Genomic DNA, 12028 nt, shown 5'->3' with positions numbered 1-12028 from the left:
TAGGAGTTTTGAGAACTAATACCCCATTGTACCTTTACCGCCCGCCGGATGCCTACTGCGCGGGGCAACGCTTTTTTATATGTTTTCCACGATGGCGGAAGCGGATACCGCAATCGCTGCGGTCCCCGCCAGAGCCGCTGCCGCCGCCGGTCCCCTTCGTCGTTGAATGTGGATAAGAAATCATGGCTGCGCTCACTGTCGGGAAATCTTGGTAAGCGCTTACGATACAGAGGAATCCACTTCGCAAGGAGGAAGATGAGGAATGAATCGATTGGGACAATCCGGACAAAGGCAGGAAGAAGCGCATGAGACGCCGCTAGGCGGACAGCTGCAGGAAACCCCGGCTCGACTTGGCGAAAAGCATGAGCGGCCTGGCAGCGGACGGCAAGCCTGGAAGCGCAGATGGAAGCAGACGGCCGCCATCCTGATGGCGGCGCTGCTCCTGCTGCTCGCTCCGGCATGGGAGGGCGCCGGCGCTGGGGTCGGCGGCAAGGCGGAGGCAGCGCCGGCCTTCGCCAAAGGAGCCGACATCAGCTGGGTGGCGGCCATGGAGGCGCAGGGCTACAAGTGGAAGGATAAAAACGGCGTCACGCGGGACATCTTCAACATTCTCAAAAACGACTACGGACTGAACTCCGCCCGCATCCGCGTGTGGGTCAATCCGAATATGAGCGACTACGGCAACGGCTACCTGAACGCCGACAAGGCGGCCGAGCTGGCGGCGCGGGCAAAGGCGCAGGGCATGAGCGTCATGCTGTCGCTTCATTACAGCGACTCGTGGGCCGATCCCGGCAAGCAGACGAAGCCCTATGCGTGGACCGGCTTCACCTTCAATCAGCTGATGGACGCCGTCTGGTCGCATACCGTATACGTCATGAACACGATGAAGGCGAAGGGCGTCACGCCGGACTGGGTGCAGATTGGCAACGAGACGAACGACGGCATGCTGTGGCAGGACGGCCGCGCGTCCGTCAATATGAAGAACTACGCCTGGCTCGTCAATACGGGCAACAACGCGGTCAAGAGCATCTTTCCGTCGACCAAGACGATCGTGCATCTGGCCAACGGCTACGACAACGCGCTGTTCGTCTGGAACATCGGCGGGCTGATCGCGAACGGCGCGACGTTCGACTACATCGGCATGTCGCTCTATCCGTCCGTCTCCGACTGGCAGACGAAGGTGACGCAGACCGTCGCCAATGCCAATGACATGATCGCCCGCTACGGCAAAAGCGTCATGATCTGCGAGATCGGCCTCGACTACAATCAGCCGGCCGCGTCGAAGAGCTTCATCGCCGATATCAAGACGAAGATCCGGAACATCTCCGGCGGCAAAGGCCTCGGCGTGTTCTACTGGGAGCCGCAGTCGACGCCGGGCTACAACGGCGGCTACAACAAGGGCGCCTGGCAGGCCGACGGCAAGCCGACGATCGCGCTCGACGGCTTCTTGAACTAGCCGGCGGCCGGGCGCGGCGCGAGCTGCGGCGAGGCAGCTGCGGCGAGGCAGGGCGGCGGGCTCGTGGCCGCGGAGAGGCAGGGCGCGGCCTCGTGGCCGAGAATTCGGCCGCACGCTTATGGCGGGCTCGCTGGGGGCGCTGCAACCCGATATAATCCGGCTGCGCGGCTCCAGCGAGCCCTTCACGTCTCTGTAACCCGATATAATCCGGCTGCGCGGCTCCGGCGAGCCCATTGCGTCTCTGCAACCCGATATAATCCGGCTGCACGGCTCCCGCGAGCCCTTCACATCTCTGCAACCGGATAAAATCCGGGTGCATGGCTCCGGCGAGCCCATCACGTTTCTGCAACCCGATATAATCCGGGTGCACGGCTCCGGCGAGCCCATTGCGTCTCTGCAACCCGATATAGTCCGGCTGCACGGCTCCCGCGAGCCCTTCACGTCTCTGCAACCCGATATAATCCGGCGGCGCGGCTCTGGCGAGCCCTTCACGTCTCTGCAACCCGATATAATCCGGCTGCACGGCTCCCGCGAGCCCTTCACGTTTCTGCAACCCGATATAATCCGGCGGCGCGGCTCCGGCGAGCCCTTCACGTTTCTGCAACCCGGTATAATCCGGTTGCCCCCCGCCATCCGGCGCAGCAGCTTCGCCGCTGTGCGTTCCGGCAAGCCTTCCACGCAAAAACCGCCGCTTCCCGAATCGGGAAGCGGCGGTTCTTTTCGATATAAGCTCTAGCTCGGCTGACCGGCGTAAAGGCGGTCGCGCATCGCCTTTACATCGTCGCTCTCGAGGTACTCCTCGTAGGTCATGAGGCGGTCGATGACGCCTCCTGGCGTGATCTCGATGATGCGGTTGGCGATCGTCTGCACGAACTGATGGTCATGCGACGTGAACAGCACGGTGCAGTCCGTGTCGATCAGGCCGTTGTTGAGCGCGGTGATGGACTCGAGGTCCAAGTGGTTGGTCGGTTCGTCCATGACGAGCACGTTCGCGCCGGACAGCATGATCTTGGACAGCATGCAGCGGACCTTCTCGCCGCCGGAGAGCACGCTCGCCTTCTTGAGCGCCTCGTCGCCGGAGAACAGCATCCGTCCGAGGAAGCCGCGGATGAACGACTCATCCTGATCCTTGGAGTACTGCCGCAGCCAGTCGACGAGGTTCATCTCCACGCCGTCGAAGTACTTGGAGTTGTCCTTGGGGAAGTAGCCCTGGATCGTCGTAATGCCCCATTGGTACGTGCCGGCATCGGCTTCGGACTCGCCCGTGATGATCTGGAACAGCGCCGTTTTCGGCAGCGTGTTCGGTCCGACGAAGGCGATCTTGTCACCCTTGTTGACCGTAAGCGTGAAGTTGCTCAGCAGCTGCTCGCCGTCGACGTTTTTGGAGATGCCCTCGATCAGCAGGATCTGCTTGCCCGCCTCGCGCTCGCCCTTGAAGTTGATGAACGGATACTTGCGGCTCGAAGGACGGATGTCGTCGAGCGTGATCTTGTCGAGCATCTTTTTGCGGCTCGTCGCCTGCTTGGACTTGGACTTGTTGGCGCTGAAGCGCTGGATGAACGCCTGCAGCTCCTTGACCTTGTCTTCTTTTTTCTTGTTGGCGTCGCGCTGCAGCGCGAGCGCCAGCTGGCTGGACTCGTACCAGAAGTCGTAGTTGCCGACGTACATCTGGACCTTGCCGAAGTCGATGTCCGCGATATGCGTACACACCTGGTTCAGGAAGTGGCGATCATGGCTGACGACCACGACGGTGCCTTCATAGGTGGAAAGGAACTTCTCGAGCCATTCGATCGACTGCATATCCAAGTGGTTGGTAGGCTCGTCGAGCAGCAGGATGTTCGGCGTGCCGAACAGCGCTTGCGCCAGCAGGACGCGGATCTTCGCGTTGCCGTCAAGCTCCTTCATGAGCTTGTCGTGCAGGTCCGGCGTGATGCCGAGGCCGTTCAGCATCTCGGCTGCCTCGGACTCCGCTTCCCAGCCGTTCATGTCGGCGAACTCGGCCTCGAGCTCGCCCGCGCGCATGCCGTCCTCGTCCGTGAAGTCGGACTTGGCGTACAGCGCGTTCTTTTCGTTCATGACGTCATAGAGCTTCTTGTGGCCCATGATGACGGTCATGAGGACCGGAACCTCGTCGTATTCGAAATGGTTCTGCTTGAGCACGGCCATCCGCTCGCCCGGCGTGATGTGGACCTCGCCCGTGTTGGGCTCGATCTCGCCGGAGAGGATCTTCAGGAACGTCGACTTGCCCGCTCCGTTCGCCCCGATCAGGCCGTAGCAGTTGCCGGGGGTGAACTTGATGTTGACGTCTTCGAAAAGCGCCCGCTTGCCGTAGCGAAGCGAAATGCCGCTAGTGCTGATCATATGTGGAAATCCCGTCCTTCATCTATGGATTAGGCGGATGTCCGCCTTGCCTCATCGTCTCGGGCAGGGACCGGATCGGCCGCAGCCCCGCTTTCCCTGCAAAAAAACAGACTTCCTTCAGTATAGCATAAGATTCGGAATCGTGGGAAACGAGGGAGGGCTGCAGGCGACATCATAGTTTAGAAACGCTTCGTTTACGAAATCCCTGCTCTTTTAGCAAGATCGCTCTCCTCTCCTACGGGCAGAACCCCTATTCATGAGCCGACTCCATTTCCCCAAAACAACTTCCATCCCTTATCGGTGATGTGGTAAGCATGATGCCGAGCATTTCCATTTCCTTTGGCAGCCAGCCACCCTTGATCCATCAGTCGGCGCGTAATCTTGCGAACGGTATCCTCCTTAAGTCCAAGCCAAGCTTGTGCATCGGGTTGACGGAAGATTCGCCCATTAGCGGCCAGCCTCAGCAACTCTCTATCTTGGATAGGGAGAGCTCGAATTCCTTGATTCGCGTTTCCGTGACCGCAACGCCCTACCAATTCATATACCGCTCTTCGGCACTGCTCCCCTTTTTTATCCAGCTCGTCCCAACTAAACGGCAAATAGCGATATCCGAACAAAGTCATTGTTCTTATCCTTTGCCGCTCCATAGAAAATCGTTCTCTGGTCAACAACTCCGCATGCGGCACATACCCATCACACTCAAAAACCGTCTGAAGCGGTTCGTGGAACAAGTCCGCGTAAAAATTATAGCCGTTCGGACTTTTGAACTCATACTCCAGCCTGAATCCATCCAAGGAACCAAAGACCGGGAAAAGGACCGTTTCTATCAGCTTGATGGTGCCGTGCAAATTTCTTTCCAGCATTTCAAGTCGCTGACCCTTTGCACCGCTTCTCTCCTTCTCAATGAATTCGCTGACCCGCAGATCTACCACTACAACCACTCCTTATTCTAAGAATAAAAAACGCCGCTTGCCCACTGGGCAAGCGGCGTGTTCTTCACGCAGCAACTAGCTTCTATTGAAATCTAAATCCGAATCTACAATAAAAAGGGAAATTTCGCAACCACGAAATCCAAAGCTTTGAAAACGTCCTGTCTACCTGCACAGGGACGCCAACCTGGTTGCAGCAGTCTGGCTCGCTCCGGCAGAGCCTCTAACCGGATTTTTTAGGCTTGCAGCCGTCCAGCTCGCTCCGGCAGAGCCTGTAACCGGATTTTTTCGGCTTGCAGCTGTCTAGCTCGCTCCAGCAGAGCCTCTAACCGGATTTTTTCGGCTTGCAACTGTCTAGCTCGCTCCCGCAGAGCCTCTAACCGGATTTTTTCGGCTTGCAGCTGTCTAGCTCGCTCCAGCAGAGCCTCTAACCGGATTTTTTCGGCTTGCAGCTGTCTAGCTCGCTCCCGCAGAGCCTCTAACCGGATTTTTTCGGCTTGCAGCTGTCCAAGTTGAACCGTCTCAGTTGTAACTCGATCTTTTCGACTTAATACCTGCTGATACGCCTGTTCGAAACAAGTCCAGACCCGCTAGATCGCCGGCATCACGTTGCCGCCGTTCACAGGCAGGTAGGCGCCGGTGATGAACGAAGCGAGATCCGAGGCGAGGAAAGCGACCGCGTTGGCGATCTCCTGGTCCGTACCGCGGCGGCGCAGAGGGACGGAGCTTTCATAGCCTTCGCTGCGCTCGGTGCCATTCTCGCGATCGCGCTCGCTGATCGTCCAGCCGGGCGCAATCTGGTTGACCGTGATTCCGTCCGCTCCGACTTCCTTGGCGAGTACGCGGTAGACGCCGTCCATGCCGCGCTTGCCCGCCGTGTAGGCCGACTGCGTCGGAAAGTTCTGCATCGCGCACTCCGTGTTGATGCCGATCATCCTGCCCCAGCCGCCTTGCTGCATAGCCGGGACGAAGGCTTTGGCCAGATGGACGCTCTGCAGCACGCAGGACTCGAACTGGCTGACATAGTCCTCCACCGGCTGCTCCAGCACGGACGTCCAGCTGTACTGGACGACCGCGTTGGCGACGACGATGTCGACCGGCTTCATCCCGGAAGCCGCGGCCGCGCCCGCCATCGCCAGCACGGAGTCCAGCCGCGTGACATCCGCCTGGGCGATCATGACGCTGCGCCCGAGAGCGGCCAGCTCGGCGTGAAGCTCTCTTGCCTTGGCCTCGTTGCCGTGATAGTGCAGCACGATGTCGGCTCCCGCCTGCGCCAGCGTGCGCGCGATGACGCGGCCGAGCTGTCCCGTCGATCCGGTGACGAGCGCGACATGGCCCGACAAGTCGAGCCGGATGCCGCCCGCTCCGTCAGCGCCGATTTCCGTCTGCGGCTGGCGTTCGGCGCTCATCGTCCCGCCTCTTCCCGCTTGCCGTCAGGACGGGCGGATCGATCCCTTGCCGCGCCAGCTGCAGCGGATCGATCCGTTGCCTCGCCAGCTGCAAGGGAAGCCTCGTCCGCTCCGGCCGAAGAGCTCCCATCCGCATCGACCGAGCGGTCCGAGCGGAGAACGGCTGATTCATCAGCCGCTCCCGCAGCGCCGTCCAGATCGAAGTCGATCTCCAGGAATCGGCTCACTTCCGCCTGCCAACGCTCCTCCACGAACGACACATGCGCCGGATGGGCATTGTACGCATCGTAGTCGGCCTGGCTGTCGAATTCCATGCTGAAGCCGAACCGATAGTCGTTCTTGGCGGATGTCTGGCGGAACGCCCCGAATGCCCGAACGACCGGGATCGAGGTCAAAATTCGCATCCCGTCTTCCAGAAACCGCGCTTCTTCCGCCGAGCCCTCCTCATGCCTTAAATCGAAGATCACCATATGCCGAATCCGTCCCTGCCGCTGCTCCATGCCCGGTCTCCTCTCCATCAGTCAGATCAATGATACGGTTGAAAAAGAAAAAGGCGACGGCTCTAAGCCGCCGCCAATCCGGACGCGCCGAGCCTCGCCGCTCGGCATCGCGTCCAAAACTCGCCTGCAACCGAAACCGGCTTCCCGGTTTCCCGGCTCATCGCGTCCGCGCTCGCTTCCCGTCCGCGCTGCGGCCAAGAAGCGCACGGCGTCTGTTCCAGCTTGCCGTCCGTCCCTTGCCGCTTCCACGCTGCCCGGGTCGCTCGCGCGTCAGTTCCAGCTCAGCTTGACTTCGCTGCCCGTGCGGGACGATTCGTAGATCGCGTCGAGGACGCGGTTGACGGTGAAGCCGGTCAAGGCCGAGCTGATCGGCTCGCGGCCGGTCTGCACGCACTCGATGAAATGGCGGAACATGAGCACGCGGTCCTCCTCGCCCTCGAGCGGAACGATGTCCTGCTCGACTACGCCTTGCTCGTCATGCGTGACGTAGGTGCCCGCGCTGCCGGAGTAGCTGGCTCCGCCCTCGGTGCCCATGAGGTGGATGAACGGATTCTCGCCGAGTCCGGCGGCATGCGCCGCCCAGCTCACTTCGAGCGTCAGCGTCGCGCCGTTGTCCATCTTGATCAGCGCCGTCGCCAGATCCTCGACATCATAGTAGCCGTCCCAGTTGGGCGTGCCCCAGTCGCCGACGCCTTTGCGCTGCGGGCCGAACTCGGCGTAGGTCGTGCCGAAGACGCTGACCGGGCGCGGGTTGCCCATCATGTACAGCGACAGATCGAGCATATGCACGCCGATGTCGATGAGCGGACCGCCGCCGGCCATGTCCTTGCGCGTGAACCAGGAGCCCCAGCCGGGGATGCCCTTCTTGCGCCACCAGCCGGCCTTGGCGTTGTAGATGCGGCCGAGCTTGCCGTCGTCGATCATGTCCTTGATCGCGCGGCTAAGGCCGAGGAAGCGCATCTGATGCGCGACCATGAGCGTCTTGCCCGATGCGAGCTTCGCATCGAGAATCGCGCGCGCGTCCGAGAGGCTGATCGCCATCGGCTTTTCGAGCAGCACATGCTTGCCCTGCTTGAGCGCCTCGATCGCCAGCGAAGCGTGGAACTGGTTCGGCACGCAGACGACGACGGCGTCGATGCTGGCGTCCTCGAGCAGATGCTGCGGGCTCTCATGCACGGTGGCGATGCCGTGCTCTTGGGCGCGCTGCTGCGCCAGCGGCAGGAAAGCGTCGGTTACGGCCGCGATTTCCGCTTCCGGGATTTTTTTGATCGTATCCATATGCACGTTGCCGATCGCGCCAGCGCCGATGATGCCGATACGGAGCGGGGAATGGGTCATAGTAGCTGAGTCCTCCTGTCAATTGAACAAGTCGACTTCAGTATACCACTGGGCACGAAAGCAATCGAGGACGAGTTGTGGCGCGTCTTTGTGCGATCTTGGCGTCGCAGGGCGGGCGGCCGCCGCGCTTCGGGCTCGGCTTTTCGCAGGCGCAGCGGCCATACTTCGCCGGGAACGGATCGTTCACGCTTCGCCATGCGCGCCTCGGTCGAGATCTCCGCGCTCGGTCGCGAGTCCGCTCAGCCGTTCATGCGCCACGTCTCCCCATGCGGCAGCAGCACGAGCCGGCCGGCCTCGAGCCCCGCCTGCCGGCGCGCGTTCTCCAGCCGGTCCAGCGCCTCCTGCGGCGTGTCGTCGGCGAGCTTGAACGCGCCGTAGTGCATCGGCACGAACAGCCGCGCCCGCGTGTCGAGGAACGCCTGCAGCGCCTGCTCCGGCGTCGTATGCTGCGGTCCCATGAACTCCTCCGGATCGTACGCTCCGATCGGCAGCATCGCCACGTCGATGCGGAACTTGCGGCCGATGTCCGCGAAGCCGCGGAAATAGCCGCTGTCTCCGGCGAAATAGACCGTCGGATACAGTCCGGCGCGAGGCCGTTCGGCGTCCGGATGGAACGGATCGAACGGCCCGGCGTCCGCGGCGGAAGCGCCATTTTCCGCTGCTGCTCCTTCCTCCAAGCCGCCGGGCCCGCCTGCCTCATCCGGACGCGGCGGATGGGAGCGGACGCCGCCCAGCGTGCCCTCGCCCGGCTCGTGGTCCAGCCCGTGCTCGGGCTGGATGACCCAGCCGCCCCAGTGAGAGGCGTTCATGTCCCACGGATTGCGGCGCGTCCAGTGCTGGCTCGGCACGAACGTCAGCTTGAGGCCGCGGAAGTGATAGCTTTCCCACCAATGCAGCTCATGCACGCGCGGGAAGCCCTTCGCCTTGAGCTTCGCCCCGAGGCCGGCCGGCACGAGGATCGTCTTGGAGCCGCCGAGACGGCGCAGCGACGCCATATGCAGATGGTCGTAATGCGAATGCGAGACGAGCACCAGATCGACCGGCGGCATCGACTCGAGCGGCACGCCCGGCGGCGTCAGCCTGCGCTGGAACGCCATCTTGCCCGCCCAGACGGGGTCGGTGACGATGTTGACGCCGGCCAGCTGCAGCAGGAACGTCGAGTGGCCGATCCACGTCATGGACGGCTTGCTCCGGTTATGATGAAGGAACTCCAGATCCGGCGGGCTGTTCGGGACGCAGAACGAGTAGTCCTTGCCTTGACGGTTCCAGATCTTTTCCTGCCTCCAGCGCTTGAAGTGCTTGGACGTCTTTTGCGTCGAGACAGGATCCATGTTGCCGAATTTGGACTTGGCCATGTTGGTCACCCTTTCGCCGGCTGCGGAAAATCGGTCGGTCGAGCTTCTGTTCCCTAACGATACAATTCGAGCCTGGTGAATGCAATGCTCAGGAGCGATGCGAAGCAACGCTCGGGAGCGATGTAAGGCAACGCTCGGGAGCTTTGCGCCCCCAGCGCTCAGGAGCTTTGCGCCGGTTCGCATCGCCCAGGCGAATGCGCTACACTAGAAGGACAGAGCTTGCTGAATACTTACCCTGAGGCGGGAGGAACGAAAAATGAACTTGATCTCCATCGAACCGACTCCGAGTCCGAACTCGATGAAGCTGAACGTCGACGAGACGCTGCCCCGCGGGCATCGCCATACGTATGTGCCGGCCGAGCCGGACGCCGCGCCGGAGCCGCTGCGCAGCCTGCTCGCCATACCGGGCGTGCGCAGCCTGTTCCGCACGGCGGACTTCATCGCGCTCGACCGCAAGCCGAGCGCCGACTGGGCCGCGATTCTCGCGGAGGCCCGCCGCATCCTGCAGGCGGAGGACGGCGGCGCGGCCGCGGCGTCGGATCCGGCCAGCGGCTTCGGCGAGGCGCATGTGCTCCTCCAGATGTTCCGCGGCATCCCGATCCAGGTGCGGGTGCGCCTGGGCGACGGCGAGACGCGCGCCGCGATGCCGGCGGCGTTCACGGACGCGGTCAGCCGCGCCGCCGGCTCGACGATGATCCGCGAGCGGAGGCTGGAGGAGTTCGGCGTCCGCTACGGCGATCCCGAGGAGATTGCCGCCGAAATCGTGCGCGAGCTCGAGGCCTCTTACACGCCGGAGCGGCTCGAAGCGCTCATCGAGGCGTCGCTGGCGGCCGGTCCCGGCGAGCAGGCCGCTGCGGCTCCGACCGTCAGGCCCGCGCCGCTGACGGCCGCGGAGGCCGAGCCGCTGCTGGCCGCGGAGGACTGGCAGAGCCGCTACGCCGCGCTCGACCGGCTGGCGGTCGACGAAGCCGCGCTGCCGCTGCTGGAGCGGGCGCTCGCCGACGACAACGCCAGCATCCGCAGGCTCGCCGTCGTTTATCTCGGCGACCTGCGGGAGCATCCGCAGGCGCTGCCGCTGCTCATCCAGGCGCTCGCCGACAAGTCGGCCTCGGTGCGCCGCACGGCCGGCGACACGCTGTCCGATCTCGGCGATCCCGCCGCGACCGGCGCGATGGTCGCCGCGCTCGGCGACCGCAACAAGCTCGTCCGCTGGCGGGCGGCGCGCTTCCTGTACGAGGTCGGCGACGACAGCGCGCTGGAGGCGCTGCAGCAGGCGGCCGAGGACAGCGAGTTCGAGATCCGGCTGCAGGCGCAGATGGCGCTCGAGCGCATCCAGCGCGGCGAGGAAGCCGCCGGCTCCGTCTGGCAGCAGATGACGGCGGCGCGCCGCCGGGAGACCGGCGAGGCCGAGCCGGGCTGAAAACGCCTTTGATCCGGAGCGCGATTGCCGCAACGCCGAAGCAACGGCAAAAAAGGGGAGGAAGCGAGCAGCTGCTCGGCTTCCTCCCCTTTTTGCGCTGCCGCTTGCGGAGCCGGGCAGCTACCGCATTTCAGACGATGCTCCCCTGGACGGCAGCCGGCGGATAGCCTCTAGCGCTTCCGCACTGCCGGAAGGCTCTCCGGCGCTTCCGGGTAAGGCTTCGTCCACTCGTGGTCCTGGCGCATCTCCTCGTCCGACAGCAGATAGTACCGGCGGCTGACCTCGTCGCCGCGGTCCGGCAGCGGATCGTCCCAGGTCACGTCCATATGATGCCAGCTGCCGTCGATGCGCACCAGGTTCCAGGCGTGGTCGCCGGTGTCGACCGTGCCTTCGGCGATGCGGGCATCGAGCCCTGCGTCGGTGAGCATGCGGTAGGCAAGCAGCGCGTAGCCCTGGCATACCGCCGAGCGCAGCTCGAGCGCCTCGTAGGCGGTATACCGCGTGAGCGACTCATCATACCGCACATGGCGCACGATCCAGTCGTGGATCGCGCCCGCCTTCTGCTCCTCGCTCATGCCCGGGCGGACCAGCGAGGCGACGATCTCCTTGGAGCGGCGGGCGACCTCGGCGGTCTGCTCCGGCGTCTCGCGGTACTTGGCCGTCATCGTGATCGTCGACGTGCCGGCCGCCGAGCGGATCTTGTAGGCGTACGATTGGAGCACATAGGCCGTGTAGTCGTCCTGGTAAAGGCCCTGCTGCACCAACTCCGGCATCAGCTCGACGAGCTGCTCGTGGCCGCCCTTGAAGGTCAGCCTGAACTCGGGGCTGCGGCTGCGAAAGCCTTCGGCCAAGCCGTCCACCAGCCTGGCGCGGGCTTCATCCGCCGCGGCCGAGATATCCGATCGCGGCTGGGCGGAGGCTTCGCCGGGCTGGCCGGGGGTTCCCGCCGCCGCCGAGCCGGCACTCGGCTTGGCGCCTTGGCCCGGGCCGCTTTCGGAGACGGATTCAGCTCCAGCGCCGGCCGGACCGCCGCTAGGCTCGGCTGCATCCGCCTGACTTTTCCCGAATCCAACCGCGCCGCTCCCCGGCTCTACCGCCGCGACCGTCGCCGCATCCGTACCCGCCAGGCCGTCCGCCTGCGCCGGACTGCCGACTCTCGCCTCCACCACGTAGATCGATACTGCCAGCGACAGCGCCAGCAGCAGGTTCGCGATCCGGTGCCTCATCGTCCATCGCCTCCCGGTTGTACGTCCGCATCAT

Annotated in this window: 8 protein-coding genes and 1 pseudogene; 2 read left to right on the top strand and 7 right to left on the bottom strand. The window is 63.4% G+C overall.

The genetic code is table 11. The features are described 5' to 3' along the window. The first annotated feature begins 427 nt into the window (after positions 1–427). Positions 428–1456 (top strand): glycosyl hydrolase 53 family protein, encoded by a 1029-nt coding sequence (locus tag NYE40_RS06280; protein WP_043111029.1) that lies wholly within the window; start codon positions 428–430, stop codon positions 1454–1456. A gap of 732 nt (positions 1457–2188) precedes the next feature. On the opposite strand, the gene NYE40_RS06275 is transcribed toward NYE40_RS06280, so the two are convergent. The 6 genes and pseudogenes from NYE40_RS06275 to NYE40_RS06250 all read right to left on the bottom strand — a co-directional run bounded on the left by NYE40_RS06275 (position 2189) and on the right by NYE40_RS06250 (position 9348). After that, the gene (locus NYE40_RS06275; protein ID WP_028597923.1) at positions 2189–3817 is read right to left on the bottom strand and encodes an ATP-binding cassette domain-containing protein; all 1629 of its coding nucleotides are present in this window, start codon (positions 3815–3817) and stop codon (positions 2189–2191) included. Between the two features lie 254 nt (positions 3818–4071). Next, positions 4072–4749 (bottom strand): hypothetical protein, encoded by a 678-nt coding sequence (locus NYE40_RS06270; RefSeq protein ID WP_028597922.1) that lies wholly within the window; start codon positions 4747–4749, stop codon positions 4072–4074. Positions 4750–5336: 587 nt separating this feature from the next. Then, positions 5337–6101 (bottom strand): SDR family oxidoreductase, encoded by a 765-nt coding sequence (locus NYE40_RS06265; protein WP_028597920.1) that lies wholly within the window; start codon positions 6099–6101, stop codon positions 5337–5339. Between the two features lie 254 nt (positions 6102–6355). Beyond that, positions 6356–6625: pseudogene (locus NYE40_RS06260) on the bottom strand (Dabb family protein); the annotation flags it as partial. Positions 6626–6925: 300 nt separating this feature from the next. Next, positions 6926–7993 carry a Gfo/Idh/MocA family oxidoreductase gene (locus NYE40_RS06255; RefSeq protein WP_028597919.1) on the bottom strand — a complete coding sequence of 356 codons (1068 nt, stop codon included), beginning with the start codon at positions 7991–7993 and terminating at the stop codon, positions 6926–6928. A 239-nt stretch (positions 7994–8232) separates the two neighbouring features. Continuing rightward, complete coding sequence (locus tag NYE40_RS06250) at positions 8233–9348, bottom strand: MBL fold metallo-hydrolase (RefSeq protein WP_028597918.1); 1116 nt, start codon at positions 9346–9348, stop codon at positions 8233–8235. 256 nt (positions 9349–9604) lie between these two features. Here NYE40_RS06250 and NYE40_RS06245 point away from each other — a divergent pair, with 256 nt between their 5' ends. Continuing rightward, complete coding sequence (locus NYE40_RS06245) at positions 9605–10768, top strand: virulence factor (RefSeq protein ID WP_028597917.1); 1164 nt, start codon at positions 9605–9607, stop codon at positions 10766–10768. A gap of 170 nt (positions 10769–10938) precedes the next feature. Here the strand turns inward: NYE40_RS06245 and NYE40_RS06240 are convergent, their stop codons facing one another. Beyond that, positions 10939–11994, bottom strand: a complete 1056-nt coding sequence (locus tag NYE40_RS06240; protein ID WP_052333029.1) for a transglutaminase domain-containing protein — start codon at positions 11992–11994, stop codon at positions 10939–10941. Positions 11995–12028 lie beyond the last annotated feature (34 nt).

This window comes from Paenibacillus sp. FSL W8-1187 (genome assembly GCF_037965485.1).
Classification (GTDB): Bacteria; Bacillota; Bacilli; order Paenibacillales; family Paenibacillaceae; genus Paenibacillus_O; species Paenibacillus_O pasadenensis.
The sequence above is the reverse complement of the archived record's forward strand: the minus strand, read 5'-3'. Positions and strand labels throughout refer to the sequence as shown.